This window comes from Massilia sp. CT11-137 (assembly GCF_047302885.1).
Taxonomy (GTDB): domain Bacteria; phylum Pseudomonadota; class Gammaproteobacteria; order Burkholderiales; family Burkholderiaceae_D; genus Telluria; species Telluria orientalis.
Map to the genome: position 1 here is coordinate 2,648,559 of NZ_JBKYMP010000002.1, position 26,575 is coordinate 2,675,133.

The following is a 26,575-nucleotide window of genomic DNA, read 5'->3' on the forward strand; positions in this document are numbered from 1 at the left end:
AAGGTTTTTTTACCGCGATATATGCATGAGAAAGGAGGAAGATGTTCGGACGAACAGGGCGTCCGTCCGCACATCAAGGCGACGTCAGCCGTTGGCCTGCAGGGCCGGATAGTCCGTATAGCCTTCGGCGGTCGGGGCATAGAACTTGTCCGGACGCGGCGCGTTCAGCGGCGCATTGCGCTTCAGGCGCTCCGGCAGGTCCGGGTTCGCGATGAACCACTGGCCGAAGGCGACCGCATCCGCGTCTCCGCTCGTCAGCAATTGCTCGGCACTTTCCTTCGTCAGCTTTTCGTTGGCGATGTAGACGCCGCCGAAGATCTTTTTCAGCTGCGGGCCGAGGCGATCCGCGCCGATCGCTTCGCGCGCGCAGATGAACGCGATGCCGCGCTGGCCGAGCTCGCGGGCCACGTAGCCGAACGTGTCCAGCGGCGTGGAGTCGCCCATGTCGTGGGCATCGCGACGCGGGGCCAGGTGCATGCCGACGCGGTCGGCGCCCCACACCTCGATGCACGCATCCGTCACTTCCAGCATCAGGCGGGCACGATTCTCGATCGAGCCGCCATACGCATCCGTGCGCTGGTTGGTGCTGTCTTGCAGGAACTGGTCGAGCAGATAGCCGTTGGCGCCGTGGATCTCGACGCCGTCGAAGCCGGCCTTCTTCGCGTTCTCCGCGCCCTTGCGGTAGGCGGCGACGATGGCGGGGATCTCCTCGAGCGTCAGCGCGCGCGGGGTGACGTACGGCTTCACGGGGCGCACGAGGCTGACGGTGCCTTTCGGCTGGATGGCCGACGGCGCGACCGGCAGCTCGCCGTCCAGGAAGAGCGGGTCGGAGATGCGGCCCACGTGCCACAGCTGCAGGAAGATGCGGCCGCCTGCGGCATGCACGGCGGCGGTGACCTGCTTCCAGCCTTCGACCTGTTCGTCGGACCAGATGCCCGGGGTGTCGGCATAGCCCACGCCCATCGGGGTCACCGAGGTCGCTTCCGACAGGATCAGACCGGCCGAGGCACGCTGTACGTAGTATTCGGCCATCAGGGCGTTCGGCACGCGGCCGGTGCCCACGGCGCGCGAGCGGGTCAGCGGCGCCATGATGATGCGGTTCGGCAGCTCGAGGCTGCCGACCTTGATCGGGTCAAACAAAGTCGTCATCGGTACTCCTGTTTCGTTGATCCGCCGCGTTCGTGCGGCGCAAGAGGGCATCTTAAAGCAGGGTCGGAAATCCTGCAGAGGACGGCTCGATTTCGCCGTGCCGGGGCGGCATCGCGGGACCCCTGCTATACTGGCCGGTTTTTCGTCGGGCAGGAGCAATCGATGAGCTGGATCTACCTGGCCGTGGCCGGCCTGCTGGAAGTCGCGTGGGCGGTCGGACTCAAGTACACGGCCGGATTCACGCGCCTGTGGCCATCCGTGTTTACGCTCGCCACGATGGCGGGCAGCGTCGGCATGCTCGGCCTGGCGCTGCGGACTTTGCCGCTCGGTACCGCCTACGCGGTCTGGACCGGCATCGGCACGATCGGCACGGCGGTGGCCGGCATGGTGCTGCTGGGCGAGCCGGCCGGTGCGCTGCGGCTGCTGTCGATCGGTCTCATCGCGGCCGGCATCGTCGGCCTCAAATTGCTGACGCCGGCCTGATCAGAGTCTGGGGCAACATCAGGGCGTGCCGGCCCAGCGTGCGTAGATGCGGTCCAGTTCGCCGCTGGTCTTCAGCTTGTCGAGGGCCGCGCCCAGCAGCGGCGCGAGCGCGGGCGCGGCCCTGCGGCTGACCCAGAAATACGTCGGCTCGTCGGCCAGCACGACCGGCAGCACGCGCACGCGGTTTTCCAGCCCTTCCTGGCGGATCAGGTAGTGCAGCGTGAGGTCGTTGACGTAGGCAAAGCGGCCGTGGCCCGCCAGGATCTTGCGCAGGTTCGCGCGGTTGTCGTCGGTCGCATCATCGATCCGCACACCGGCCGCGACCAGGCGTTCCGTGAACACCGAGGCGCGCTGCGTCGTGACGAGGTCGCCCAGCCGCGCGAGGTCTTCCTCCGATTCGATCGTCACCGGATCGTTCCTGCGTACCACGAGGTAATGACGGACCTGGTAGATCGGCTTGCCCACCGGCTGCCCGATGCCGAGCCGGCGTGCCGACGACACGAGGCCGCAGGCGGCATCCAGCGTGCCCGTCTCCAGTCCCGTTTCGATGCCGGACAGCGAACGGCTGGTGTGCTGGTAGCCGGTGAAGCGCAGGCGTGGTTCGATCTTCTGGATGGCCGCCATGATGTCCGGACAGATGCCGGTGACGCGTCCGCCTGCGCGTAGCCACTTCGGTTCCAGCACTTCCTGGGAGGCGACGCGAACCTCCAGCGCCCGTGCCGCCGGGCCCGCGGCGAGCGCGCATGCGATCACCGCGCACCGCACTGTCCTTGGGTAATTCTCCATTCGCATGTCGTTCTGTCGAGATCTTGCGAGACTGCCGATTGTCGCACGATCCGCGCACGTTTGACCTGAATCGTCTCCGCATCGCGGCCGCGCGCGAAGATACCGCTGCCAGCCCGCCGCGGCCGGCATCGACAAGGAGATGGAATGATGGACTTCATCGCGAAGCCGGGCCCGGTTGCACACGCCGGCCGGCACGGAGTTCGCCATGCGTGAGCCGGGATCCGGGGCGGGCCATTCGCTCTCAATCGTCGTGCCGCTGCGCGACGAGGAAGACAACGTGCTGCCGCTGGTGACCCAGGTCCAGGCCGCGCTGGCGGGCGCGCCGTGGCCGTGGCAACTGATCCTCGTCGACGATGGCAGCCGCGACCGTACCAGCGAACGCATCCGCGAGGCCGTCGCCGCAGGGCCCCGGCACTTGAGCGGCGCGATCCTGCGCCGCGGCTTCGGCCAGACGGCCGCCATGCAGGCCGGCATCGATCTCGCGCGCGGTACCGTCATCGCCACGCTGGATGGCGACCTGCAGAACAATCCCCACGACATCGTGCGCATGGTGCGCCGCCTGCTCGACGAAGACCTCGACCTCCTCGTCGGCTGGCGCCGCGCGCGCCGCGACGGTCTGTGGCGGCGCCTGCCGTCGCGGCTGGGCAACCGGCTGATCGGCCTGCTGACGGGCGTGCCGCTGCACGACTACGGCTGCACGCTGAAGGTCTACCGTGCCGCCGTGCTGCGCCAGGTGCGCCTGTACGGCGAGATGCACCGCTTCATCCCGAGCTGGATGGCGACCCTCACGTCGCCGGACCGCATCCGCGAGGAAGAGGTGAGTCACTTCCCGCGCCGTCACGGCCGCTCGAAATACGGCGCGTACGGCCTCGGGCGCGCCGTGAAAGTCTTGCTGGACCTGCTCACGATGGCGTTCTTCGTGCGCTTCCGCGCCAGCCCGGGTTACTTCTTCGGGCGCATCGGGCTCGGATGCGGCGGCGCCGGGCTCGCCGCACTGGGGTGGCTGGCGTGGCAGAAGCTGGGCGAGGGCGCCGCCATCGCGGGGCGCCCGCTGCTCCTGCTGGCCATCCTGCTCGTGGTGATCGGGGCGCAATTCGTCTGCACTGGCATCCTCACCGAAATGGTGGCCCGGACCTGGTTCGAAGCGGGCGGTGCGCCGGCCTATCTCGTGCGCGAGACGGTCGGCGGCAGCGGCGAGGACCTGCCGTCCCACCAGCGGCCGCGTACGGCACGGGAGCGGCCATGAGCGCGGCGCGTGGTCAAACGGTACCGGTGCCCCCGTCCGGGGCGCGCGCCCTGTTGGCGGCATGGGCATGGCCGGTCCTGCTCGCGGCGGCCGTGTGGCTTGGGCTGTTTTACAACCTGGGCGCGATCCCGCTGTTCGACGTGGACGAGGGGGCGTTCGGCGAAGCGACGCGGGAAATGCTGGTGCGCGGCGACTACGTGTCGACGTGGCTGAACGGCCAGCCGCGCTTCGACAAGCCGATTCTCATCTACTGGCTGCAGGCCGCGTCCGTGCGCCTGTTCGGCCTGGACGAATTCGCGCTGCGGCTGCCGTCCGCGCTCGCGGCCACGGCGTGGATCGCCGCGATTCACACGTTCACGCGCCGCGTTGTCGACCGCGACACGGGCCGCGCCGCCGCGTTCATCGCGGCCACGAGCGCGGGCGTCGTCGTGATCGGCCGGGGCGCGATCGCCGATGCGCTGCTGAACCTGTTTCTCGCGCTGGCGCTGTTCGACGTCTACCGCGAGCTCGTCGACCCGCGGCCGCGCTGGCGCCGCCGCGCATTCTTCTGGATCGCGCTCGGCGTGCTGACGAAGGGACCGGTCGCGCTGCTCGTGCCGGCTGCGGCCAGCCTGCTCGCGTTCGGGCTGCAGCGACGGATGGCCGGCTGGTGGCGCGCGGTGCGCGACCCGGCCGGCTGGCTGATCCTGCTCGCCGTCGCGGGGCCCTGGTATGCGCTGGAATACGCGGCCCGGGGCGATGCGTTCCTGGCCGGCTTTTTTATGCGCCACAATGTCGAACGCTTCCTCGTGCCGTTGCAAGGGCACGCGGGCAGTCCCTTCTTCTACCTGCCGGCGTTGCTGCTGCTCGTGCTGCCGTACACGGGTCTCCTGCTCGCCACGCTTCCCGGCATGCGGCGGCTGCGCGCGACACCGCTCGACACCCTGCTGTGGTGCTGGTTCCTGTTCGTGTTCGGCTTCTTCACGCTGGCGGGCACCAAGCTAACGCATTACCTGCTGTACGGCGCGACGCCGCTGTTCATCCTGATGGCGCGCCGGCGCCACACGCTGCGCAGCCGCGTGGCGGCACTGTTGCCGGCGCTGGTGCTGGGCGGCGCCGTCGCGGCCCTGCCGTCCGCACTGCGCCTTGCCGCACCGGGCGCGCGCAACGCCTATGTGCGCGACGCGCTGGCGCGGACCGACGTCCTTGGCCCGGCCTGGCATGCGCAGGCGGTCGCGCTGCTCGCTAGTGTGGTGCTGCTGATGCTGTGGCCCGGACGGCCGCGCACGGGCGGCCCGTGGCCCCGCCTCGTCGCGGCGGCGCTGGCCTGTTCGTACGCCATCGGCGGCCTGCTGCTGCCCGCCGCGGCCGAGCTGCAGCAGGGCCCCGTCAAGCGGGCCGCGCTGCTGGCCCGGCATGCCGGCTGGCCCGTGCGCAGCTGGCGCATCAACGTGCCCAGCTTTTCCGTCTACCGCGGCGCCGTCACGCCCGCGACGGACGCGCCGGGCCCGGGCGACGTCATCCTCACGCGCAGCGACGCGCTGGACGGTTTGCCGTCGCCCGTCCGCGTGCTGTACCGCGAAGGCGGCGTGCTGCTGGTGCGCGTGGAAGGGTGAGGCGATGCCCGTCTCGCTGCGCTCGCCCTGGACTTGGCTTCCGCCCGCCGTCGCGCTGGCGCTGGTGGCCGGCATCCTCGCCACGGACACCAACCGTGCGCTGTTCCTGTGGCTGAACCGGACCGGCCAGGCCGTCGGCGACCTCGTGTGGTTCCACCTGACGATGCTGGGCGATGGCGCGGTGGCGCTCGCGCTCGTGCTGCCCTGGATCCGGCGCGCGCCGCGCCTCTTTTGGGCCGCGCTGCTGGCGGCCATCGTGGCGGGCCTGTGGACCCAGGTCACGAAGGAGTTCGTCGACGTGCCGCGTCCGTTGTCCGTGTTCGCGGGCGGCGCGTTTCACCAGGCCGGACCGGCCTACCGCCGCGTGTCGTTCCCGTCCGGCCACGCTGCGGCCGCGTTCGCGCTGGCCGGCATCTGGGCGATGGGCGTGCGCGGCCGGCGGCTGTGGCGCGGCCTGCTGCTCGTGCTGGCCAGTCTCGTCGGGGTGTCGCGCATCATGGTCGGCGTGCACTGGCCGCTGGACGTGTTGTGGGGCATGCTGGGCGGCTGGCTGGGCGCGTGGTGCGGCCTCGCGCTGCAGGCCAGCCGGCACGGACCATGGCAGACGGCGGGACCGGCCGGCAAGCTCGCCGGCGCGCTGCTGATGGCCGTCGCGGCGAGCCTCGTGGTCAGTCGCCACATCGGCATTCCGGCGATCCTGCCGGCACAGCGCCTGCTCGCGGTCGCGTGCGTCGCCTGGGGCGCCTGGGACATCGGTTGCCTGTCCCGAGCACCGCCGATCCGCGCGCCGCAGCTGCGCTGGTGGCCGCCGAAGATCGGCCTGGTCCGGCTCGTCCAGCGGGTCCAGAGAAGGAGGCAGGATGGCTGAGGTAGATGGGTGGCTGCTGCTGGGCTTCGGCGGACAGGCCGTGTTCATGGGGCGGTTCGTCATCCAGTGGCTGGCCAGCGAGCGCAACCGCCGCAGCGTGATCCCCGTGTCGTTCTGGTACCTGAGCATCGCCGGCGCGCTCTTGCTGCTCGCCTATGCACTGCACCGGCGCGATCCCGTGTTCGTCGCCGGGCAGGGCCTCGGCGTCGCGATCTACCTGCGCAACCTGCGGCTGATCCGGCGCTCAGCGCACGGCGAGCAGGGAGACCTTGGCGGCCAGCACGAGCAGTATGGCGCCCACCGTCCGGTCGAGCCAGACGAGGCGCGCGCGCAGCCACGCCAGCACGGGGCGCGACGAGAACAGCAGCGCGACGAGCGCGAACCACAGCAGCGACTCGGCGACGAGCAGCGTCCAGAGCAGGGCGACGTCGGCCGTGGCCAGGTCCGGCTTCAATGCCTGGGACAGCACCGAGCCGAAGTACAGCATGGCCTTCGGATTCAGGAGGTTGGTGAGGAAGCCGCTGACGAACGCCTTGTGGCCGGCCTGGGCCGCCTGCGCCTCGGGCAACTGGCCGCGGGAACGCAGGCACTGGATGCCGAGCCAGGCGAGGTACAGCGCGCCGACGACGGCCAGGATGCGCGACAGGCCCGGCAGCGCGGCCAGCACGAGCGACATGCCGAGGACCGAGATGAGGACGTAGATGCCGATCGCCGTCGCGACGCCGGCGGCGGCCCACAGGCCGGCGCGGCGCCCGGAGACGATGGCGGTGCGGGTCACGACGGCGAAGTCGGGGCCCGGTGAGATCAGCGCCAGCGCGTGGATGCCGAGGATGAGGAACAAGGTGTTGGACGTCATGGTCTGAAGGCGGCGTGGACGGTGCCGGACATCGTAGCACCGTCCGCGTCAGTCCGCAGACCTCGACATCACTCGCGCCCGAACGCGGGATTCGGACGCGTCAGGTAGTACCACTCGTGGTTCGGCTGGGCGTTCACGTCCGGGAACAGGATGCGGCCCGCGAATTCCGCGACGACGGGCGAGCCGTCCGCGCGCACGCCGATCTGTTCGCCTTCCGCGACGGGGTCGAAGCTGGCCCACTGGCGCGTGAACTGGTCGCCGGCGTCGAGCTTGTCGTGCACGACGACCATCTGCAGCGCTTCCATCTGTTCGAACGGGATCGGTTCCGGTTCCGGTGCGTCGATGATTTTCAGGAAGGCGAGGGTGTTCATGATCGCGGTGTACGCGACGTCCGGCGCGCGCGGGTCGAGGTGCTGGCCGCATTCGAGCGTCAGCGCGTAGCCGCCCGTGCTGCGCATGTATTCAGTCGTACCCATGCCGTAGCGCAGCACCGTTTGCAGTTCCTGCGCGTTGCCGCGCGAGCGGCGCTGGACGCCCCCGCCGTACGCGGCCATCCAGCCCGTGACGAAGCGGCGCACGCCCAGGCGGCGTGCCAGAGCGCGTTCGGCGCGCATGTGCGTGAAGGGCTCCAGCGGACCGTCGTTGTCGAGCGGGCCGACCATCACGAACGGTTCGCCGTGCGCGGCGTTGAACGAGTGCAGGTCGAGCAGCACGTCGTGCTGCGCCAGCAGCGGGCACAGCCAGTTGGCGACGTGGTCTTCGAAGTCGTGCGGCTCCGCTTTCGGCGACAGGTCGCGGTTCAGGTTGCGGTCGCCCGAGCGCGTGTTCTGCGCATACGCCTTCGGGTTCACGATGGGGACGAAGGTCACGCTGCCGTTGACGATGGGGAGTGTACCGGCGTCGATCTCCGCCATGATCCGCTGGATGGCCTGGGTGCCGCACTTTTCGTTGCCGTGCGTGGCACCCATGATGATGACTTTCGGACCGGGGCCCTGGCCGGTGTAGTTGACGGACTTGAAGTGCAGCTGGCTGGCGGGGATCATGCGTCGTGTTCCAGGAAAAAAGAATGCCGGCATTGTAGCGTGCCGGCCCCGCCCATGGCATCATCCGTGGTTTTCGTAGAAGAATGTCAGCATGGACGGCGTCAATACGGGGACTGCGTCCCGCATCCACGGCCTCGACACCTTGCGCGCCCTTGCGGTCACGCTCGTCGTGCTGCACCACTACACGCTGTTCGTCAGCGACGCGCCCACGTTCGGCTGGGTCGGGACGATGGGCTGGGCGGGCGTCGACCTGTTCTTCGCGCTGTCCGGCTACCTGATCGGCAACCAGATCTTGGCGGCGCTCGGTTCCGCCAGCGGGTTCGGACTCGGCCGGTTCTACGTGCGGCGGCTGCTGCGCACGCTTCCCAATTTCTGGGCCGTGCTGGCCCTGTACGCGCTGTGGCCGGCGTGGCGCGGCGACACGCCGATGCTCCCGCTGTGGCAATACCTGACGTTCACGCAAAACATCCATCTGCAGCCGGGCACCGCGTTTTCGCACGCGTGGTCGCTGTGCATCGAAGAGCAGTTCTACATGCTGTTGCCGGCGGCCGCCATCCTCGGTGCCGCACTGGGGCAAGGTGGCGTGCGGCAGCGCTGGGCGTGGGGCGCATTGCTGTTGGCCGTCGCGGGCGGCATGCTGGCCCGCGCGACGATCTGGCAGGACGGCGAGAATGCACCTAACCGACTCGGTTACTACTACCAGTACATCTATTACTCGAGCTGGTGCCGCGCCGACGAATTGCTGGCGGGCGTGGCGCTCGCGCTGCTGAAGCATCGCGCGCCCGGGTTGTGGCGCCGCTTGCTTGCGTACGGCGATGCGCTGCTCGCGGCCGGGGCCGCCGTCATCGGTGTCGCGTTTGCATGGTTTCTTGACGATCACTATGGATTTGCGCAGACGGTCGCCGGCTACCCGCTGCTCGCCCTCGGTTTTGCCCTGCTGATCCTGGCCGCGCTGGCGCCGCATTCCCTGCTGCACCGCGTGCGCGTGCCGGGCGCGGCCGGCCTCGCGTTGTGGTCGTACGCAATCTACCTGACGCACAAATCCGTCAGCATCCTCGTCGCGCAACGGCTGGCGCAGGCGGGCCACGGGGCGGAGGAGGCGATCACGGTCGCCGCATGCATGGCGGCATCGCTGGCGGCCGGGGGGCTGTTGTACGTCATCGTCGAGGCGCCGTTCATGCGCCTGCGCGCACGCTGGGATGCGGCACTCAGCCCCGCACCCGCACCGGCGCTTCGATGACGTCGAAGGCGGCCGGCATGTCGGCCAGCCAGGCTTGCAGGTGGGCGATGCGCATCGACGGGTCGTAGCCGTCCGTGGACGCCAGCGCCGCGCGCAGGCCGGGCAGGGCTTCCGGCGTGCGCGGGCTGTCGCAGGCGTCGATCAGCATCGCGACGAGGTCCGTCGGCGCCGTGCCGCCGCGGCGCAGGCGCGCGTGGATGATGGCCAGCAGCGCGCGCTGCATGCGCGGGGTCGGATGGGTGATGTGGGCGAAGACGGTGGGGGTGTTCGTGATGGCTTCGCAGATCGCCGTCTCCATCTGGTCCGCCGAGAGGTCGGAAGCGATGTCGAAATAGGCGCGGTCCCAGCGCGTGTGGGAATAGCGGTGGCCGGGCGGGAAGGCGTCGACGCTTTCCAGGCCGAGGGCGCGGCTGGCGCGGGACAGCAGGGACGACAGGACGGGGAGAAGCGGCATCGTTAGCGAACGTCAATCGGGCAATGCGCGCTAGTGTAGACCAAGAAAAGGAAATGCGCGGGGAGCGGACCCCAGGTCGCTCGCCCGCGCGCAAAACCAGCTCGAGCGCTTACGCCGCCGAAGCCGCCGTGCTGTCCGTGAATTTCCCGTTACGGAAATCCTCGACGGCCTGGAACACCTCGGCCTGCGTGTTCATCACGAACGGGCCGTATTGTGCGATCGGCTCGTTCAGCGGCCGGCCCGCGATCAGCAGCAGGCGCGACGGTTGCGACGCCTTGATGCGCACGCCGTCGGCGGCCTTGGCGTTGTCGAGGATCGCCATGCGGGCCTGCGGCACGGCTTTACCCTCGACGACGACCTCGCCCCGGAACACGTACAGGAACGCGTTGTGCCCGGCCGGCAGCGCCTGCTCGAACGTGGCGCCGGCAGGCAACTCGATGTCCAGGTACAGCGGTTCCGTCACCTCGCGCTGCACGGCGCCGGCGACGCCGTGGGAGCTGCCGGCGATCACCTGCACGGTCGCGCCCGAGTCCAGGGTGAAGCGGGGCACGGCTTCGGCGGGAATGTCGCGGTACCACGGCGCGCTCATCTTGTCCCTGGCGGCCAGGTTGAGCCACAGCTGGAACCCTTCCATCAGGCCTTCGTTCTGCTCCGGCATTTCCGAGTGGATCACGCCGCGGCCGGCCGTCATCCACTGCACGCCGCCGTTCGTGATCGCGCCTTCATGGCCGGCGCTGTCGCGGTGGCGCATGTTCCCGGTCAGCATGTAGGTGACGGTCTCGAAGCCGCGGTGCGGGTGCTCCGGGAAGCCGGCGATGTAGTCGCCCGCCTTGTCGCTGCCGAACGCGTCCAGCATCAGGAACGGGTCGAGGCGGCGCTGCAGCGGTTGCGTCAGGACGCGGTTGATCTTGACGCCTGCGCCATCCATCACGAACTGGCCGCCGACGAGGCGTTCGACGCCGCGGCTGGTGGCCACGGCCTGGGTTTGCACTTGCTGGGTCATGATCTCTCCTCGACGCAATGTTAATGATTTATGCCAGTGCTGCGACCGCGGCGTCCGCTTCGGCCTGGCCTTTCGCCGCCGCCTCCGGACCCATCGCCAGGCCCGCCGAGTAGATGAACTGGTGGTCCGTCAGGCCCAGGAAGTTCAGCAGCATGCGGATGTGCGGGACTTGCGGATCGGCGTCAAGCGGGTAGATGCCGCCGCGCGCCGTGGCCACGACCACCTTCTTGTTCTTCAGCAGGCCTTCCGGACCGCTTTCCGTGTAGCGGAAGGTGACGCCGGCGCGGGCGATGGCGTCGAACCAGGCTTTCAGCTGGATCGGCATACCGAAGTTGTACATTGGGGCGCCGAGCACGATCACGTCGGCGGCCTGCGCTTCGGCGATCAGCGCGTCGTCCAGGGCCACGCGGGCAGCCTGGTCGGCGGTGCGCTGGTCGGCCGGGGTGAACAGGGCTCCCAGCGCTGCTTCGTCCAGCACCGGATGCGGGTTCGCGCCCAGGTCGCGCACCGTGACGGTCGCGCCCGGATTGGCGGCGGCCACTTTGGCGACGATCGCATTGGCCACGCGGGTCGATTCGGATTGGGTGCCGCGGAGGCTGGAATTGATCTGCAGGATGTTCATGGTGTCTTCCTTGGTTTGCGTTTCGATATGGACACTTTAACGGTTCCAAATATCGTGCGGTAGACGTTAGAATGGATAACATTATTCAACGAGTGGAACAATCATATGGACGTCGAACCGAACGACCTGCTGCTGTTCGCCCGTATCGTCGAGGCGGGCAGCTTCAGCATGGCCGCGCAGCGCCTCGATTTGCCGAAGTCGACCGTATCGCGCCGCATCGCGATGCTGGAGGCGAGCGTGGGCGAGCGCCTGCTGCAGCGGACGACGCGGCGCCTGATGCTGACGGAGTTCGGCGCGAGCCTGCTGGAGCACGCGCGCAAGGTGGCGGAAGAGGTGGAGGCGGCCGGCGCGCTGGCCCAGCACCGCCAGGCGGCGCCCAGCGGCAAGCTGCGCATCTCGATGCCGCAGGATTTCGCCAATGTCGTCATGGCCGACATGATTCCGCAGTTCATGGACCGCTATCCGGCCGTGTCGCTGGAACTGGACCTGTCGCCACGGCGCGTGGACCTCGTCGCGGAAAACTTCGACATCGCGATCCGCATGGGCGACCTGCCCGAGGATTCCACGCTGGCCGCGCGCCGCGTCGCGATCCAGCAGTTCGGCCTGTACGCGGCGCCGTCCTACCTCGCGCGGCGGGGCCTGCCCGAGCATCCGGACGATCTGCTGCAGCATGACCTGCTGTGCATCCTCAGCCGGTCCGGCGGTGCCGTACCGTGGATTCTGCAGCGCGGCAAGGTGCGTTGGGAAAAGGAGTTGACGGCGCGCCTGACGGCCAATTCGCCGCAGTTGCTGGCGAAGATCGCGTGCAGCGGGGCCGGCATCGCGGCGAGCACGGATTTCATCGTGGCCAAGCACGTCAGGAAGGGAGAACTGGTGCGCGTGCTGCCGGACTGGGATTTGCCGGGCTCGACGGGCTGGGCCGTGTTCCCGGGCCGCCGGCTGATGCCCGCGAAGACGCGGGCGTTCCTCGATATGCTGGACGAGGTGTTCTGCAAGGACCGGAACAAGTCCGAATAAGCGTCAGGCCGATACGCGCAACGTCTCCCTCGTCCCGCGCAGGGCGGCCAGCACGATGACGCCGAACACGATCTCGATGGCGCCGCCGGCGAATGCGCCCACCGCCGGCGGCGCATGCAGGGCGGCCAGGCCGTAGCCCGCCAGCGCCAGCACGGCGCCGCACACCCAGAACAGCTTCGTGCCGAATAGCGTGGCGAACGTCAGGTAGCGCCCGCCGATGACGAACAGCATCGCGGGGAAGAACAGCTCGATGCGCCACAGGGAGATGCCGTAGGCGAGGGCGAGCATCATGATCATCCAGATCGTGGTCGCGAAGGCGAGCATGCCGAGCGGATTGCCCGCGGCGTGCTTGCCGGAGCGCCCCAGCAGGCGGGTCAGCAGGGACGACACGGGATGAATCAGCACGCCGCCCGCGTACAGGGCCCAGACGGCGTCCTGCGGCGACTTCCACAGGCAGACGAGACCGGCGATGGTCCAGACGGTGCCCGACACGAACAGGCCGGGCGCGCCGCCCAGGTAAGCCGTGCGCATGTCCTGCTGGGCGCCGGCGACGGTAAGGGTGTCCTGCATGGCTTGCCTCCATGAAATAAGGCGTCCATGCTGCCACGAAAAACTTGTCAGTACAATCAGGCCGGCCGGTTGCCCATCAATTCGCCCAGGCGCACGGCGCGTTCCGGCGCCCAGTCCGGGTTGAAGCGGATCGTGTCGGGGCGGAACAGCATGACGATCGTCGAGCCGAGCAGGAAGCGGCCCATCTCTTCGCCCTTTTTCAGGACGATGTCGCGGTCCGTGTAAGTCCACTCCGTCACCTTCTGCAGGCGCGTCGGATTCACGACGCCGTGCCACACGGTGGCCATGCTGCCGACGATCGTCGCGCCCACGAGCACCAGCACGAACGTGCCGTGTTCCGGCGATTCGAACACACACACGACGCGCTCGTTGCGCGCGAACAGGTTCGGCACGCCGCGCGCGGTCGTCGGGTTCACGGAGAACAGGGCGCCCGGCACGTAGATCATCCGGGTCAGCTTGCCGTCGCACGGCATGTGCAGGCGGTGGTAATCCTTCGGCGACAGGTACAGGTTGGCGAAGCAGCCGTGCTGGAACTGCTTGGCGAGGGACGCGTCGCCGCCGACCAGTTCCGTCGTCGTGAAGCGGTGGCCCTTGGCCTGCAGGATGTGGTGATCGTCGATCGCGCCGAACTGGCTGATGGCGCCGTCGACGGGGCAGACGAAGTCGGCCTCGGCCAGCGGACGCACGCCGGCTTTCAGCGGACGGGTAAAGAATTCGTTGAAACTCTTGTAGCTCGTGATGTCGGGATTCTCGGCCTCCAGCATGTTCACGCCGTACTTCGCGACGAACCAGCGGATCAGCCGCGTCGTCACCGTGCCGCCATTGGCACCGGCCACGCGGCCGGCAAACGTCGTGAGGCGCCGTTTCGGCAACAGGTACTGGGGCAGGACTTTCAGGCGATCGGACACGGTGAACCTCGATATGAAGACGCGCCATTATAGCGGCACGGATGTTCTCTAAGGCAAAACCACGGGCGGGCGGCCCGCAGGGCCGGCCGCGCGCCAATGCATATCAAAAATATTTACGCAAAAGCAACAAAAGGCCGGCGATCTGTCGGACAATGGCGGCCGGTCTCTTTTGCCATTCTGACATGCATACCGTGAAAACGCCATTCCGCCTGACCTTGCTGGCCGCCGCCATCGCCGCCATCGCCGCCCCGTGCATCGCCCACGCCCAACAACCTTCGGCACCGCTCGCCAAGGACGACAAGATCCAGCAAGTCGAGGTCAAAGGCGCGGCCGACGCCTATGATCCGCGCCGCGACGACACCGCCAGCAAGATCGTCGTCAATCACGACGAGATCGTCAAGTACGGCGACACGAGCGTGCTCGACGTGCTGAAGCGCGTGCCGGGCGTGACCGTCAGCGGGACGGGTGGCGGACGGGGCGGCGAGATCCGCATGCGCGGGCTCGGCGCCGGCTACACGCAGGTGCTGCTCAACGGCGAGCGCGCGCCGGCCGGGTTTTCCATCGATTCGCTGGCGCCGGACGTCATCGAACGCATCGAAGTGCTGCGCGCGGCGAGCGCGGAATTCTCCACGCAATCGATCGCCGGCACGATCAACATCGTCCTCAAGAAGACGGTGAAAACGGCCCAGCGCGAACTGAAGGCGGGCTATGGCCACGGGCATGACGTGGCGAATCCGTCCTTTAACCTGCAGCTGTCGGACCGCGCCGGCAAGCTGTCGTATTCGCTGGCGGCGAACCTGTCGCGCTCGCACTTCTGGCGCGAGCCGGCGACCGTCGAACGGCATCTCGACACGGCCGGCCGCCTCGACGGCCTGCGCCTGGGCGGCCAGTCCGACGCCGCCCGGTTCACGGCCTTCAACCTGAGCCCGCGCCTGAACTGGAGCTTCGACAACGGCGACACGCTGACGTCGCAGACGTTCTTCAACATCAACCGGTTCCAGAACGCGTCCGAGGGGCGTTTGACGACCCGGCTCGGCCCGCTCGCCGCGTATCCCGCGCTGGACCAGACGATGAGCAACGACAACCGCTTCTTCCGCGAAGAGCTGAACTGGGTGCACAAGTTCGCGGGCGGCGGCAAGCTGGACGCCAAGCTGAGCGGGCTGTACGGCGCCCTTGCCAACGCGACGTATCGCACGGGCAGCGGCAACCCGGCCTCCCCAGCGCTGCACGAGGTCATCTTCTCGGCCGGCACCGACCGCGGCATCAGTTCGATGGGCAAATACACAAGCGCCAGTTGGCAAGGCCACGCGCTCGCGTTCGGCTGGGACGGCGGCTATTCGACGCGCGACGATGCCCGGCGCGACCGCGACTATTTCCGGCCCGACGTCGCGCTGCCCGGCGGCGACGAAATCTACAATGCCCACGTCGCCCGGCTGGCGGTCTACACGCAGGACGAGTGGAACGTGACGCCGCGCTGGTCCGTGTACCTGGGCGCGCGCTGGGAAGGCATCCAGACGAGAACCGAAGGCAACACGTTCGCGACGGCGCACTCGCGCTCGACCGTGTGGAGCCCGCTGATGCAGACGCTGTACAAGCTGCCCGACACGAAGGGGGATCAAGTCCGCTTCGCCGTCACGCGCACGTACAAGGCGCCGGGCCTGCAGAGCCTCATCCCGCACCGCTTCACGTCCGTCAACAATAGCCAGACGGAGCCGGATTTCATCGGCAACCCGAACCTGAAGCCCGAGCTGGCGCTGGGCATCGACGCGTCGTACGAGCATTACTGGGCCGAGGGCGCGCTGCTGTCGGCGAGCGTATCGAGCCGGCGCATCGACGACTACACGCGCAACCAGGTACTGTTCGACGGCACGCGCTGGGTGTCGACGCCATCCAACGCGGGCCAGGCACGTACCCACGGTCTGGAACTGGAAGCGAAATTCCCGCTGAAGGCCCTGATCGACACGAAAGAGGCGCTCGACCTGCGCGCGAGCCTGTCGCGCAACTGGTCGACCGTCGACTCCGTGCCGGGGCCGAACAACCGCCTGGACGCGCAGACGCCGGTCTCGGCCACGCTGGGTGCCGATTACAAGCGCGGACCGCTGACCGTGGGCGGCTCGTACGTGTTCAAGAACGGCGGCCAGGTGCGCGTCTCGGCGAACCAGATCAGCTACCAGTCCGTGCGCCGCGACCTCGACCTGTACACGCTGTGGAAATTCGACCCGAAGCTGCAACTGCGCGTCGCCACCGCGAACCTGCTCGCGCAGGACTATATCAGCGAAAGCAGCTACGTCCTGGCCGGCAACGGCACGCAGTCGACGCGCACCATCACGCCGCTGTACCGCAGCGTGCGCGCGACGCTCGAAATGAAGTTCTGATCCCGCACCGACGCGCCGCAGCATCGCGTACCGGCCCGGCCACGCCGGGCCGGACGCCTATCCCGATCTATCCGCAATCGTTATACCACCATACAAAATCCGCATAGGATTGTTGGCAATCCTTTCTCGTAACATTGTATTTATGCGATAACGTTGTCGCGCTGCTCCGATGGTCGAGCGGCGATGACTTACGCGACATTCCCGCCGGCTGGAATGTGATCCATACGAGCCGGCAGCATACAAGGCAATGCCCAAAAATTACTATAAGGAGATATTTGCTGTGCGAAACGGAAATGTAAAAACGATTGGAAAGACGATGGTGGCCCAGGCCTGCGCGCTTCTCGTGGCAGGGCCCATTGCCGCGCATGCGCAGGACACGAACGTTGCGAGTGCAAGCGGGGACACGAGCGCCCCGAACACCGTTATCGTCACCGGTCAGCGCGCGGCGTTGAAATCGGCGCGCGATCTCAAGCAGGACGCCAACCAGATCGTCGACTCGATCCAGGCGACCGATATCGGCAAGCTGCCGGACGTGAGTACGGTCGAGTCGCTGCAGCGGGTCGCCGGCGTCCAGATCCAGCGCCGCTATGGCGAGGGTGGCACCGATTACGACCATCGCACCGAGCCCGCGATCACGATCCGCGGCATTACGCAAGTCCGTAACCTGATCGACGGGCGCGACTTCTTCACGGCGAACGGGGGCCGGGCACCGGACCTGGAAGGGCTCCCCTCCGAACTGATGGCCGGCGTCGACGTGTACAAGAACGCGGCGTCGAACCTGATCGAAGGCGGTGTCGGCGGCGTGGTCAACATTCGCACGCGACTGCCGTTCGACTCGAAAGAAGACGTCAACGTCATTACGCTCAAGTCCAATTACTACGACCGCATTCGCAAGTATTCGCCGGCGGGATCGGGCCTGTTGAGCCGCCAGTTCAAGACGGATTTCGGCCGCATGGGCTTCCTGGTGAATGCGACCGCGAGCAAGACCTATTATCGCCAGGACGCCGTTCTTCAACAGCAGCAGCACTGCCTGACGGCAACGGTTGGGAAATGTGCGACGGACGCGGCGCAACCGCCCTCGGCGGCCAAGGTCGCGGCCTACAATTCGATGCCGAACAAGGGGGCGCTTTCGGAACTCTATGTGCCGACCTCCTTCGAGATGTACGAGGACTCGGGTGAGCGAAAGCGCCAGGGCCTGGCGCTCGCCTACCAGTGGCAGGTGAACAGCGACGTTCTCCTCACGGCACAAAACCTCTATTCGAACTACACGTTCATCCGGCGCGGCGAATACATCTACGGCGACGACAAGAACAGCGACCCGCGCGCAGCGGCAGGTTCCACATGGACGTGGGCACCTGACGGCAGTGCCACGAGCGGCACGTTGTCGCCGCAGATTTTTTCATCCTCCCGGTTCGACCAGGACGTTCGCAATCGCACGAACCTGTCCGCGGTGAACGTCAAGTGGCGCATTTCGGACAGGCTCAAGTCGAAGACCGACTTCGCGTATGAACGTGCCAACTACGATGCCGACCGCAATGGCGACTCCATCAAGCTTTACGATAATGAAAGCAGGAGTGTCGCCAATATCCCCAACCTGAACCTGGCTTTCGACGTGCGCGGCCGGATCCCGACATTTTCTATCGTCGATCCAGCCAATCCGGCCAATCCTTACGCCTATTTCGGCAATCCGAAGAATTGGTATTACGAGTGGCTCGCGAATGCGGTCGACCGTCACAAGCTGAAGATGTCGGCCCTCAGCCAGGATTTCGACTATGACCTCGGCGATCATTTCTTTACCAAACTGCACGTCGGCATACGCGCAGCCGATACCAAGGTGCTGTTGCGGGGTAACTGGAACAATACCGGTGTCTGTAACGATACGGGCACCAACCCCAGCTGGGGCGCATGCCCGCTTATTCCGGTTGCGCAACATCCGGATCTCGCCTACGCTGGGCCTTCCAGCAATTTCATGCAGCCGGGTATTGGCTGGCCAGTCGCCGTGTTCCCGGAGTACGCCAATCCCAACTCGAGCGTTCTCGATCGAACCGTCGCGACGTATGCGCAGTTATTCGCCGGCAAGCCGAATACGTATACATTCGACACGACGTTCCGTCCCGGGGATATCAACGAGCAACACGAAAAGACGCGGTCGTTCTTTGTCACGGGTGATTTCGGTACCAGCGTATTCGGTTACGAACTCGACGGTACCGCCGGTATTCGCGTCGTGAAGACCGACCAGACGTCGATCGGCTATGTCCAGGACAGCAACGGGTCGCGTGCCGCCACGCTCAATAACAGCTACCGGAATTTCCTCCCGAGCCTCAATACACGCCTGCACCTGAACGAGGATGTGCAGGTCCGCTTTGGCTACAGCAAGACGATGACGCGGCCAAACTTTACCGACATGGCCGCCCATGTCCAGCTGAATCCAAACATCCCTTCGCAATACGACGCCAACGGCCGCCCGACGGGCAGTTCCGGTAATCCGTACCTGAAGCCGATGACTGCGACGTCCTACGATCTGACGTTGGAAGACTATTGGGGCACGTCGAATATGGCGTTCCTGGGGTTATTCAAGAAGGATATCGACGGTTACCTGGCCGGCGGCACCGAACCGATGAACTTCGGTGGCGTCGTCTACGATATCGGCACCAGCATCAATCTCGGCAAGGGCTCGGTAAAAGGCATCGAAGCCGGCTTTACCCAGTTCTTTGATTTCCTTCCCGACCCGTTCAAGGGATTCGGCATCCAGGCCAACTACACCTATGTCGACTCGAAAGTCGAGCTCAAGCCCGGAACCCTCATTCCCTTGCCGAAGTTGTCGAAGAATAGCTACAACCTGATCGGCCTCTATGAAAAGGGACCGCTGCAAGCGCGTCTTGCGTACAACTGGCGTTCCTCCTACCTCGACCAGATCAACGGCAGCGGTGTGTTTGGTGCGAACCAGTATGCGGCGCCGTATTCATCGCTCGATGCGTCGGTGAGCTACCAGATCAACAAGATCTTCACGCTGTCGGCGGACGCCGTGAATCTGAGGAACTCGATGTACCACACGTATGTCGAGCGGCCCTCGGGCGGTTTGTTGTGGCAACTTAACGATCGTCGATATAGTGTGTCCCTGAAGGCAAGCTTCTAACGCTGATATGAGCGAACGCGCCGCGGGTCTTTCCGCGGCGCGCTTTTTGTGAACGCGATCCACAAGGGGGCAGGATGGTCAAGGATAGATGGATGGCCAAGGTTGTCATCCTCGGCGGCGGAACCGCCGGATGGATGACGGCGGCCGCGTTGTCCCACACGTTCGGTCAAGCCGTCGAGATCGTGCTGGTGGAATCGGACGCCATCGGCACGGTGGGCGTTGGCGAGGCGACGATCCCGCCGATCCGCACGTTTCATCAGATGATCGGCATCGATGAAGCCGAGTTCATACGCGCCACCGGCGCGACGTTCAAACTCGGTATCGAATTTCGCGGCTGGCTCAACGACAGTTCGACGTATTTCCACCCTTTCGGCGCGTATGGGGTGGAGCGCGACATCGGCTACTTCTTCCAGTACTGGCTGCGTTTGAAGGAGAAAGGGCAGGTTTCGGACTTCTCCGAATTCTCGCTATGCACGTTGGCAGCGCGACATAACGTATTTGCGCCCGCGTCCGAACGGCCGGGCGATCCGCTGCAGCACCTCCAGTCCGCCTATCACTTCGACGCCGGCCGCTATGCGAAATACTTGAAGGGGGTCTGCCTGGCGCGCGGGGTGTCGCACAAGATTGGCGACATGCTGACGGCGGAGCGTGACCCGGAAAACGGGCATGTCACAGGCCTGAAGCTCAAGACGGGCGAGCTCGTGCCGGGCGACTTGTTCATCGACTGCTCCGGCATGCGCGCCATGCTCCTCGGGCAGGAGCTGGGTGTCGAGTATGAAGACTGGTCGCGCTGGCTGCCGATGAACCGCGCCTGTGCGGTGCCTTGCGAACGAAAGCTGGCACTGACGCCCTATACGATTTCCACCGCCAGACCTTTCGGCTGGCAGTGGCGGATACCTTTGCAGCATCGCGTTGGTAACGGCGTGGTGTATTCGAGCGAATTTGCCACGGATGAAGCGGCGGAGCGGTGTCTGCTGGATGGATTGGAGGGGGAGCCGCTGGCGCCGATCAACCGCATCAAGTTCACGGCAGGAAGGCGCAGGACGCCCTGGACGAAGAACGTGGTCGCCATCGGGCTTGCCAGCGGATTCCTGGAGCCGCTGGAGTCGACCAGTATTCATTTCATTCAATCCAGCATCCAGCGACTCATCCGCTATTTTCCGGACGCCGGTTTGGCCCCGGTGTGCGCACAGGCTTTCAACAAGGAGGCGACCCGGGAAGTCGAAAACGTCAGGGACTTCCTCATCCTGCATTACCACGCGACGGAACGTGACGACTCGGCATTATGGCGCTACGTGAAAGCCATGCAGATTCCGGACAGTCTCCAGGAAAGAATTGAGCTGTTCCGTGAGCGTGGACAACTGAACCTTGCCGCCGAAGAACTGTTCCAAAGCACGTCGTGGCATGCGGTCCTGTTGGGCCAAGGGATTCGGCCAAGAGCCTACATGCCTACGATGGCCCTTCAAGACGACGCCATGCTCGCGAATGCGTACAGCAATCTGGAGCGCAACTTCAAGAAAATCGTGTCAAGGCTTCCGGATCACGCCGCCTACATCAAGGAACACAAGCTGGCCTCGACCATGGAGAATCGCTGAATGAGGTTGCGCAAGGTACTGCAGTATATGGTTGTCGTCGGATTGGGTGTCCTGGCAAGCGGCGCCCATGCCGGACATACTGGCGACAAGCCGGCGACCGTTCCCGTCGTGATCCATGTCGACTGGCGGCATCCGACGCCGCCGTTTGAAGGATGGGGCACCGCGCTCGCCTGGTTTGCCCATGTGACCGGGAAATTCGCCGAGCCGCAGCGCACCCGGTTGGCTGATTTGCTCTATGGGCGGGACGGTCTTGCATTGAATATCGCGCGTTACAATATTGGTGGCGGCAATGCGCCCGGGGCACCAGCGTATTTGCGCCCCGGTGGCGATATTCCCGGATTCTGGCGCAAGCCGGATGGGTGGAATCCGGACGCCGACGATGCCTGGGACTGGTCCGCGGATGCCGGGCAGCGCTGGTGGCTCGATGCCATCAAGGCTCGGGTCGCGCCGCCCGATTTGATCCTGGAGGCGTTTTCGAACTCGCCGCCGTATTTCATGACGCGCAGTGGCCTGGTTTCCGGTAACGTCAATGGGCTGGAGGACAACCTTCGTCCGGGATTCGAAACCCAGTTTGCCAAATATCTCGCGCGCGTCACGGCGGAGCTCGAGCGACGCCACGGTATCCGATTCAGGACCCTGTCTCCGGTCAACGAGCCCAATACGCCTTATTGGTTTTCCACCAACAAACAGGAAGGCGCTCACTGGTCGCCGGAAGCGCAATCGCGCATGTTCATTGCGTTGGCCAAGGTGCTGGCCGAATATGGCATGAAGACGGAAATATCGGGGCCGGACGAAACCAATCCCCAGACTTTTTTCGTCGACTGGGCCGGTTTGTCACCCGATGCGAAAAGCGTTATCCGGCAACTCAACGTCCATACCTACGAATGGATAGCAAAAAGTGGGGTGCGGGACATCGCGGAAACGTCGGGAAAACGGTTATGGATGTCGGAAGTCGATCTATCGCCCAGCAATGTGCGGGAAGACATCAACGACATGCGCCCGGCCATTGCTCTGGCGCAGCAGATCGTCACTGACATCAACAGCATGAATCCGCGCGCCTGGGTCCTGTGGCAAGCCATCGAAAACAGGTCGTCCGATCCCAATAAGAGCTCGAACTGGGGATTGATCAAGACTGATTTTTCAAACCTCGAGCGACCGGACTACCAAATCACCAAGAAATTCTGGGCGTTTGCCAATTTTACGAGATTCATCAGGCCGGGATATCGGTTCCTGAAATCCGATAACCAGGATGCGCTGGTGGCCGAAAATCCGGAAACGCACGAAGTCGTCATCGTGGCCGTCAATCCGGGGATCGTGTCGCGGATGCTGGACATCCGGCTGCCGGATGCAAAGCGCGGCACGATGACATGCAAGACCTATATCACCCAGGCAGAAGACAGCCTCGCGACGTCGAAACCCGCATCATGCGGCGCCAGGTTGTCCGTGCATGCGCGGCCCATGTCGGTGGTGACTGTCGTTGCGACGCCTCGACAATAGGGTCAGGCCAGCCGCATCGCGACCGCGCCGCACGCGATCAGGGTGACGGCCGCCAGCCGTGCGCGGCCGATGGGTTCGCGCAGGATGAGGGCGGCGATCGCGGTCGCGAACAGGATCGATGTCTCGCGCAGCGCGGCGACGGCGGCGACCGGCGCGCGCGTCATCGCCCATAGCGCGATGCCGTACGAGCCGACGGAGGCGAGGCCGCCCAGCGGCGCCACGAGCGGATGCGCGCGCGCGAACGCCACGAGCGCGCCCACGCGGCCGCGGGCCGTCCAGGCGCACACCCAGGCGCCCGTCAGCAGGAAGATCCATAGCGTGTACGCGGCCGGCGCGCCGGAACGCCGCACGCCCTGGCCGTCGATCAGCGTATAGGCCGCGATCACGCCGGCCGTCAGCAGGGCGAACACGGTTGTCCGGCGCGCACCGGCGGCGCGCGGGGCAAGCCATAGCCCCAGCACGCCGCCGCAGATCAGCAGCATGGCGACCCACTGGCCGGGACTCAGCCGGTCGCCCGTCAGCGGCCCGTTGACGATGGCGACGAGCAGCGGCGCGCAGCCGCGCATCAGCGGGTAGGCGTGGCTGACCTGGCCGTCGCGGTAGGTCTCGATGAGCAGCAGGAAGTAGGCTGCCTGGACGACGCCCGACGCCGCGATGAACGGCCAGCTGGCCCGCGCCGGCGCCGGCAGGAAAGGCAGCAGGACGATGGCGACGCAGGCCGATCCGGCCACGACGAGCACGGTCGCGAGCAGCGGCTCGCCGCGCCGCTTGAGCAGCGTGTTCCAGCTCGCGTGCAGCAACGCCGCGCCCAGCACGGCGCACAGCACGGAAGGCGTCACGCCTGCTCGGCCGCCGGTGCCGTCTCGGGAATGCCGTGGCGGCGGAAGTAGCGGTGTGCGACGAGCAGCGCGGCCGCCTGCATGGCGGCGCACAGGAAGAACGGCCCGCCCACGCGCCAGTCCTGCGGCGGCAGGTCGCTCGCGGCGCCCAGCAGCAGCGTGCCGACGAGCGGCGCGACGACCAGGCCGATGCTGCTGATCGATTGCAGGGAGCCCATCAGTTCTCCCTGTTCGCGGCTGGACGACGATTTCGACAGGATGCCCTGCAGCGCCGGTCCCGCGGCGAACGACAGCAGGTTGCAGAGGATGAAGACGTACATCATCCAGCCGTGCGTCGCGATCGCGTACAGGAAGTAGGTGACGGCGCCGGACGCGAGGCCGATCAGCGACAGCCGCACATCGCCGAAGCGCCGGATCAGCGGCGCGAGCAGCCCGGCCTGCACGACGATCGAGCACACGCCCACGCAGAACAGGGCGATGCCGTTGTCGCGCGGCGTCCAGTCGAAGCGGAACGTCGTGAACAGCACCCACGTCGACTGCAGCATCATCTGGGCGAAGGCGACGAGCGTGTAGACGGTGATCAGGCCGCGGATATCCGTGCGGCGCACGAGGCGCAGCAGGGAGGTGAACGGGTTGATGCGCGACCACTGGAACGCCGCGCGGCGCTCGCGCGGCAGCGATTCCGGCACGGCGAAGTAGCCGTAGACGAAGTTCGCGGCGGACAGCGCGGCCGCCACGTAGAACGGCAGGTGCAATCCCATATTGCCCAGCAGGCCGCCCAGGATCGGCCCGCAGATGAAGCCGAAGCCGAACGCGGCGCCGATCTTGCCGAAGCTTTTCGCGCGGTTTTCCGGCGCCGACACGTCCGATGCGTACGCGGACGCGACGGACATGCTGGCCGACGACGCCCCGCCGATCACGCGCCCGATGAACAGGCATGCAAGATTGGGCGCCCAGGCGGTCGCGAGGAAGTTGATGCACATGCCGCCCATCGAATACAGCAGCACGGGGCGGCGGCCGATGCGGTCGGACAGCGCGCCCACCATCGGCATGAACAGGAATTGCATCAGCCCGAACGTGGCGCCCAGCACGCCGTACCACAGCGCCTGCTGCGTGCGATTGTCGACGAATTCGCCCACGAGGCTCGGCAGCACCGGCACGATGAGGCCGATGCCGAGCATGTCGACGAACACGCAGATGAGGACGAAATTCAGGTTCGCGCTTTTGGCCATGGGCGTTCCGGGACGATGCGGAAAACGCCTATGGTAGCACCGATTGCCCGGCAGACAACTGCTTGCTTTTCGATCAAGCTGCCACGTGCGGGATGCCTGCCCATTCGGCCGCGAAGGCGCTGCGGAAGTCCGTCAGGATCGCCAGCCGCTGTTCGGCGAGGCGGCGGCCGGCATCGGTCTGCATCATGCCCGGCAGGCGCGCCAGCTTCGCGTCGATATGGTCGAGCGAATACGATTTGTCGTCGAGCGGACGGTCCAGCGCAAGCGGATCGCTGCCGTGGGCGAGGGCGCTGCCCATGCGGCCCGCGATATAAAACATGCGCGCGAGGCCGACGGCGCCGAGGCCGTCCAGGCGGTCGGCGTCCTGCACGATGCGGGCTTCCAGCGTGGTCGCGGGGACGGCGGCGGAAAAGCTGTGCGCTTCGATCGCGTGGGCGACGGCCGCAAGCTTGTCCGCCGGAAAGCCGAGCGCCGCCAGCCGCTCGGTGGCCAGTTCGGCCGACAGGCGGGATGCAATGCTGCGGCGCGGGTCGTCCTTCGGCACGTTGACGAGGTCGTGCAGGTAGCACGCCGCGAGCACGACGAGCGGATCGGCCTGGTCGTGGTGCGCCAGCAGCGCCTGCGCATTGCGCCAGACGCGTTCGACATGGTTCAGGTCATGGGCGCCGTCGGGGCCCTGGTCGGCGACCGCCTGTGCGGCCAGTTGGACGAGGCGGGGACGCCAGCTGTCGAGTTCAGGATGGAGTGCTTGCATTCGAGTCTAAGGAAATGAGGGCGCGCTGCGACAGCGCGTCGGCCCCGGTGTTCTTGTGGCGCGGCACCCAGCGCAGGCGCACGTCGGGCAGGAGGGCCAGCAGCGCCAGCGTCCGGGCGCGATAGCCGGCCAGGGCGGGCGCGGCGTACAGGTCGGGGCCGGTGACATCGTCGATCACGACCCGGCTGTCGCCGTGGATGGTCAGCTCGTGCGCGCCGTGGGCGGCGGCCGTTTCCAGCAGGGCGATCAGCGCGCGGTATTCCGCCTCGCTGCTGTTGCCGTGGCCGGCCGGCCGGGCGAGTTCGATGAGCTGGCCGTCCGGGCATTCGATCCGCACGCCGATGCCGCAGCGGCCCGGGTTCGGTTTCGCGGAGCCGTCGAACCAGGCGCGCCATGCGCTTGGCTGCACATCGCGCCGCGAGGCCGCAGCGGCTTTTGTGGAGGCGCGGGCCGCATCGCGCGCCGCCTGCGCGGCCAGCGTGCCGGTGCGCCCCTCGACGAGGGCGGCGAGGCCGGCGGCGCCGGCCGCCAGTTCCAGCGTGCGGCGCAGCGCCTGGTCGGTGGGCAGCCCTTCGGCCAGCGCCAGGCGGCGGCTGGCCGCGCGCTCGGCCTTGTAGGCGATCCGGTCCAGGTCGGGATAGTCATTCATGCCGAGAGGATACTACAAAGAAAAACAGCGCCGGGGCGCTGTTTCCAGGATTAGCGGCGGTAGGGATTGTCCGGCCGGCGATCCCAGCGATTCGGCACACCGTCGCCGTCGCGGTCGCGGTCGTAGCGGTTCGGCACGCCGTCGCGGTCTTCGTCCCAGCGGCGGCCGTGGCGCTCGTAGCGGTCGGGGATGCCGTCGCGGTCGCGGTCCCGATAGCCCGGCCGGTCGTTGTAGTACGAACCCCGGTCGTAGCCGCGGTCGTAGCGGCGTTCGAAGCGGTCGGGCACGCCGTCGCGGTCGCGGTCGGGACCGTATGGCGTCCACGCGGCAGGCTGCATGTACCAGCCGCCATTGCCCTGGTACCAGGCCGGTGCGCGGTAGACATAGCCGGGACGCTCGGCGACCCAGTAGCCCGGTGCCCACGTATGGCGGTGGCCGGACCACTCCCAGTGGCCGGGTGCCCACACATAACCGTGGCGCGGCGCGGGGACGCGTTCGTACAACGGGGCCGGCGGGGCGGTGCTGATGGTCAGGCTGACATTGCTGTAAGCCATGGAAGGAAGCGGTGCGGCGGCGGCGCCGATGGCGATCAGGGTGGCAAGTGCGAGGCGTTTCATGTTGGTCTCCAATCCGGACTTCGGATGTGACCAATATAGCG

At 66.6% G+C, this 26,575-nt stretch carries 24 protein-coding genes and 1 pseudogene; 11 read left to right on the forward strand and 14 right to left on the reverse strand.

Annotated elements, in window-relative coordinates; translation table 11 throughout:
* Positions 1 to 84 precede the first annotated feature (84 nt).
* Positions 85 to 1,149, reverse strand: a complete 1,065-nt coding sequence (locus ACEN98_RS28575) for an alkene reductase (protein WP_413388254.1) — start codon at positions 1,147 to 1,149, stop codon at positions 85 to 87.
* 162 nt (positions 1,150 to 1,311) lie between these two features.
* Here ACEN98_RS28575 and sugE point away from each other — a divergent pair, with 162 nt between their 5' ends.
* Entirely contained in the window at positions 1,312 to 1,632 is a 321-nt protein-coding gene (gene sugE / locus ACEN98_RS28580; protein WP_056131479.1) for a quaternary ammonium compound efflux SMR transporter SugE, read from the forward strand.
* A gap of 18 nt (positions 1,633 to 1,650) precedes the next feature.
* On the opposite strand, the gene ACEN98_RS28585 is transcribed toward sugE, so the two are convergent.
* Positions 1,651 to 2,418 (reverse strand): substrate-binding periplasmic protein, encoded by a 768-nt coding sequence (locus ACEN98_RS28585; protein WP_413388255.1) that lies wholly within the window; start codon positions 2,416 to 2,418, stop codon positions 1,651 to 1,653.
* A gap of 205 nt (positions 2,419 to 2,623) precedes the next feature.
* On the opposite strand from ACEN98_RS28585, the gene ACEN98_RS28590 reads away from it, so the two are divergent.
* The 4 genes and pseudogenes from ACEN98_RS28590 to ACEN98_RS28605 all read left to right on the forward strand — a co-directional run.
* Positions 2,624 to 3,664, forward strand: a complete 1,041-nt coding sequence (locus ACEN98_RS28590) for a glycosyltransferase family 2 protein (RefSeq protein WP_413388256.1) — start codon at positions 2,624 to 2,626, stop codon at positions 3,662 to 3,664.
* Positions 3,661 to 5,259, forward strand: coding sequence for an ArnT family glycosyltransferase (locus ACEN98_RS28595; protein ID WP_413388257.1), 1,599 nt, complete (start codon positions 3,661 to 3,663; stop codon positions 5,257 to 5,259). Before ACEN98_RS28590 ends, ACEN98_RS28595 begins: the two co-directional genes overlap by 4 nt.
* 4 nt (positions 5,260 to 5,263) lie before the next feature.
* Positions 5,264 to 6,127 (forward strand): phosphatase PAP2 family protein, encoded by an 864-nt coding sequence (locus ACEN98_RS28600; protein ID WP_413388258.1) that lies wholly within the window; start codon positions 5,264 to 5,266, stop codon positions 6,125 to 6,127.
* Positions 6,120 to 6,344, forward strand: a pseudogene (locus tag ACEN98_RS28605) (lipid-A-disaccharide synthase N-terminal domain-containing protein); the annotation flags it as partial. The gene ACEN98_RS28600 and the pseudogene ACEN98_RS28605, both read left to right, overlap by 8 nt.
* 27 nt (positions 6,345 to 6,371) lie before the next feature.
* Here the strand turns inward: ACEN98_RS28605 and ACEN98_RS28610 are convergent.
* Positions 6,372 to 6,983, reverse strand: a complete 612-nt coding sequence (locus ACEN98_RS28610; protein ID WP_413388259.1) for a LysE family transporter — start codon at positions 6,981 to 6,983, stop codon at positions 6,372 to 6,374.
* A 68-nt stretch (positions 6,984 to 7,051) separates the two neighbouring features.
* Positions 7,052 to 8,026, reverse strand: coding sequence for a succinylglutamate desuccinylase/aspartoacylase family protein (locus ACEN98_RS28615; RefSeq protein ID WP_413388260.1), 975 nt, complete (start codon positions 8,024 to 8,026; stop codon positions 7,052 to 7,054).
* A gap of 91 nt (positions 8,027 to 8,117) precedes the next feature.
* On the opposite strand from ACEN98_RS28615, the gene ACEN98_RS28620 reads away from it, so the two are divergent.
* Positions 8,118 to 9,266 carry an acyltransferase family protein gene (locus ACEN98_RS28620; RefSeq protein ID WP_413388261.1) on the forward strand — a complete coding sequence of 383 codons (1,149 nt, stop codon included), beginning with the start codon at positions 8,118 to 8,120 and terminating at the stop codon, positions 9,264 to 9,266.
* On the opposite strand, the gene ACEN98_RS28625 is transcribed toward ACEN98_RS28620, so the two are convergent.
* The 3 genes from ACEN98_RS28625 to ACEN98_RS28635 form a co-directional block, all read right to left on the reverse strand.
* On the reverse strand, positions 9,235 to 9,720 hold the full coding sequence (locus ACEN98_RS28625) for a hypothetical protein (protein WP_413388262.1): 486 nt from the start codon (positions 9,718 to 9,720) through the stop codon (positions 9,235 to 9,237). The genes ACEN98_RS28620 and ACEN98_RS28625 overlap by 32 nt on opposite strands.
* Positions 9,721 to 9,829: 109 nt before the next feature.
* A complete protein-coding gene (locus ACEN98_RS28630; protein ID WP_413388263.1) occupies positions 9,830 to 10,723 on the reverse strand; it encodes a pirin family protein in 894 nt (297 codons plus the stop codon).
* A 28-nt stretch (positions 10,724 to 10,751) separates the two neighbouring features.
* The gene (locus ACEN98_RS28635) at positions 10,752 to 11,345 is read right to left on the reverse strand and encodes an FMN-dependent NADH-azoreductase (protein ID WP_413340035.1); all 594 of its coding nucleotides are present in this window, start codon (positions 11,343 to 11,345) and stop codon (positions 10,752 to 10,754) included.
* A gap of 105 nt (positions 11,346 to 11,450) precedes the next feature.
* Between ACEN98_RS28635 and ACEN98_RS28640 the strand changes: the two genes are divergently transcribed.
* Complete coding sequence (locus tag ACEN98_RS28640; protein ID WP_413340037.1) at positions 11,451 to 12,362, forward strand: LysR substrate-binding domain-containing protein; 912 nt, start codon at positions 11,451 to 11,453, stop codon at positions 12,360 to 12,362.
* Between the two features lie 3 nt (positions 12,363 to 12,365).
* Here ACEN98_RS28640 and ACEN98_RS28645 read toward each other — a convergent pair whose 3' ends face one another.
* Together ACEN98_RS28645 and asd are read right to left on the reverse strand one after the other, a co-directional pair.
* Positions 12,366 to 12,932, reverse strand: coding sequence for a DUF7010 family protein (locus ACEN98_RS28645; protein WP_413388264.1), 567 nt, complete (start codon positions 12,930 to 12,932; stop codon positions 12,366 to 12,368).
* A gap of 56 nt (positions 12,933 to 12,988) precedes the next feature.
* Positions 12,989 to 13,840 carry an archaetidylserine decarboxylase gene (asd, locus tag ACEN98_RS28650; protein WP_413388265.1) on the reverse strand — a complete coding sequence of 284 codons (852 nt, stop codon included), beginning with the start codon at positions 13,838 to 13,840 and terminating at the stop codon, positions 12,989 to 12,991.
* Between the two features lie 191 nt (positions 13,841 to 14,031).
* Here asd and ACEN98_RS28655 point away from each other — a divergent pair, with 191 nt between their 5' ends.
* The 4 genes from ACEN98_RS28655 (at position 14,032) to ACEN98_RS28670 (ending at position 22,443) form a co-directional block, all read left to right on the forward strand.
* Positions 14,032 to 16,215: a TonB-dependent receptor plug domain-containing protein gene (locus ACEN98_RS28655; RefSeq protein WP_413388266.1), complete on the forward strand. Its 2,184-nt coding sequence runs from the start codon at positions 14,032 to 14,034 to the stop codon at positions 16,213 to 16,215.
* Positions 16,216 to 16,531: 316 nt separating this feature from the next.
* Positions 16,532 to 19,351, forward strand: a complete 2,820-nt coding sequence (locus ACEN98_RS28660) for a TonB-dependent receptor (protein ID WP_413388267.1) — start codon at positions 16,532 to 16,534, stop codon at positions 19,349 to 19,351.
* Between the two features lie 92 nt (positions 19,352 to 19,443).
* Entirely contained in the window at positions 19,444 to 20,946 is a 1,503-nt protein-coding gene (locus tag ACEN98_RS28665) for a tryptophan halogenase family protein (RefSeq protein ID WP_413388268.1), read from the forward strand.
* On the forward strand, positions 20,947 to 22,443 hold the full coding sequence (locus ACEN98_RS28670) for a glycoside hydrolase (protein WP_413388269.1): 1,497 nt from the start codon (positions 20,947 to 20,949) through the stop codon (positions 22,441 to 22,443). It begins immediately after the preceding gene.
* Between the two features lie 2 nt (positions 22,444 to 22,445).
* Here the strand turns inward: ACEN98_RS28670 and ACEN98_RS28675 are convergent, their stop codons facing one another.
* From ACEN98_RS28675 to ACEN98_RS28695, 5 genes are all read right to left on the reverse strand, one after another.
* Positions 22,446 to 23,282 carry an EamA family transporter gene (locus ACEN98_RS28675; protein WP_413388270.1) on the reverse strand — a complete coding sequence of 279 codons (837 nt, stop codon included), beginning with the start codon at positions 23,280 to 23,282 and terminating at the stop codon, positions 22,446 to 22,448.
* The gene (locus tag ACEN98_RS28680; protein ID WP_413388271.1) at positions 23,279 to 24,514 is read right to left on the reverse strand and encodes an MFS transporter; all 1,236 of its coding nucleotides are present in this window, start codon (positions 24,512 to 24,514) and stop codon (positions 23,279 to 23,281) included. The genes ACEN98_RS28675 and ACEN98_RS28680 overlap by 4 nt, the downstream gene beginning before the upstream one ends.
* 73 nt (positions 24,515 to 24,587) lie before the next feature.
* Positions 24,588 to 25,268 carry an HD domain-containing protein gene (locus ACEN98_RS28685; protein WP_413388272.1) on the reverse strand — a complete coding sequence of 227 codons (681 nt, stop codon included), beginning with the start codon at positions 25,266 to 25,268 and terminating at the stop codon, positions 24,588 to 24,590.
* The gene (locus tag ACEN98_RS28690) at positions 25,249 to 25,917 is read right to left on the reverse strand and encodes a ribonuclease HI family protein (protein WP_413388273.1); all 669 of its coding nucleotides are present in this window, start codon (positions 25,915 to 25,917) and stop codon (positions 25,249 to 25,251) included. The genes ACEN98_RS28685 and ACEN98_RS28690 overlap by 20 nt, the downstream gene beginning before the upstream one ends.
* A 50-nt stretch (positions 25,918 to 25,967) precedes the next feature.
* Positions 25,968 to 26,534 carry a hypothetical protein gene (locus ACEN98_RS28695; RefSeq protein WP_413388274.1) on the reverse strand — a complete coding sequence of 189 codons (567 nt, stop codon included), beginning with the start codon at positions 26,532 to 26,534 and terminating at the stop codon, positions 25,968 to 25,970.
* Positions 26,535 to 26,575 lie beyond the last annotated feature (41 nt).

What these genes read in the sequence shown, in the direction of transcription:
- ACEN98_RS28645 (WP_413388264.1), bottom strand. Translation starts at nt 12,932, where the DNA reads ATGCAGGACACCCTTACCGTCGCCGGCGCCCAGCAGGACATGCGCACG.
- ACEN98_RS28585 (WP_413388255.1), bottom strand. Translation starts at nt 2,418, where the DNA reads ATGGAGAATTACCCAAGGACAGTGCGGTGCGCGGTGATCGCATGCGCG.
- ACEN98_RS28665 (WP_413388268.1), top strand. Translation starts at nt 19,444, where the DNA reads ATGGCCAAGGTTGTCATCCTCGGCGGCGGAACCGCCGGATGGATGACG.
- ACEN98_RS28615 (WP_413388260.1), bottom strand. Translation starts at nt 8,026, where the DNA reads ATGATCCCCGCCAGCCAGCTGCACTTCAAGTCCGTCAACTACACCGGC.
- ACEN98_RS28635 (WP_413340035.1), bottom strand. Translation starts at nt 11,345, where the DNA reads ATGAACATCCTGCAGATCAATTCCAGCCTCCGCGGCACCCAATCCGAA.
- ACEN98_RS28660 (WP_413388267.1), top strand. Translation starts at nt 16,532, where the DNA reads ATGGTGGCCCAGGCCTGCGCGCTTCTCGTGGCAGGGCCCATTGCCGCG.
- ACEN98_RS28685 (WP_413388272.1), bottom strand. Translation starts at nt 25,268, where the DNA reads ATGCAAGCACTCCATCCTGAACTCGACAGCTGGCGTCCCCGCCTCGTC.
- ACEN98_RS28670 (WP_413388269.1), top strand. Translation starts at nt 20,947, where the DNA reads ATGAGGTTGCGCAAGGTACTGCAGTATATGGTTGTCGTCGGATTGGGT.
- ACEN98_RS28630 (WP_413388263.1), bottom strand. Translation starts at nt 10,723, where the DNA reads ATGACCCAGCAAGTGCAAACCCAGGCCGTGGCCACCAGCCGCGGCGTC.
- sugE (WP_056131479.1), top strand. Translation starts at nt 1,312, where the DNA reads ATGAGCTGGATCTACCTGGCCGTGGCCGGCCTGCTGGAAGTCGCGTGG.
- ACEN98_RS28595 (WP_413388257.1), top strand. Translation starts at nt 3,661, where the DNA reads ATGAGCGCGGCGCGTGGTCAAACGGTACCGGTGCCCCCGTCCGGGGCG.
- ACEN98_RS28600 (WP_413388258.1), top strand. Translation starts at nt 5,264, where the DNA reads ATGCCCGTCTCGCTGCGCTCGCCCTGGACTTGGCTTCCGCCCGCCGTC.
- ACEN98_RS28680 (WP_413388271.1), bottom strand. Translation starts at nt 24,514, where the DNA reads ATGGCCAAAAGCGCGAACCTGAATTTCGTCCTCATCTGCGTGTTCGTC.
- ACEN98_RS28575 (WP_413388254.1), bottom strand. Translation starts at nt 1,149, where the DNA reads ATGACGACTTTGTTTGACCCGATCAAGGTCGGCAGCCTCGAGCTGCCG.
- ACEN98_RS28625 (WP_413388262.1), bottom strand. Translation starts at nt 9,720, where the DNA reads ATGCCGCTTCTCCCCGTCCTGTCGTCCCTGCTGTCCCGCGCCAGCCGC.
- ACEN98_RS28590 (WP_413388256.1), top strand. Translation starts at nt 2,624, where the DNA reads ATGCGTGAGCCGGGATCCGGGGCGGGCCATTCGCTCTCAATCGTCGTG.
- ACEN98_RS28610 (WP_413388259.1), bottom strand. Translation starts at nt 6,983, where the DNA reads ATGACGTCCAACACCTTGTTCCTCATCCTCGGCATCCACGCGCTGGCG.
- ACEN98_RS28695 (WP_413388274.1), bottom strand. Translation starts at nt 26,534, where the DNA reads ATGAAACGCCTCGCACTTGCCACCCTGATCGCCATCGGCGCCGCCGCC.
- ACEN98_RS28620 (WP_413388261.1), top strand. Translation starts at nt 8,118, where the DNA reads ATGGACGGCGTCAATACGGGGACTGCGTCCCGCATCCACGGCCTCGAC.
- ACEN98_RS28690 (WP_413388273.1), bottom strand. Translation starts at nt 25,917, where the DNA reads ATGAATGACTATCCCGACCTGGACCGGATCGCCTACAAGGCCGAGCGC.
- ACEN98_RS28640 (WP_413340037.1), top strand. Translation starts at nt 11,451, where the DNA reads ATGGACGTCGAACCGAACGACCTGCTGCTGTTCGCCCGTATCGTCGAG.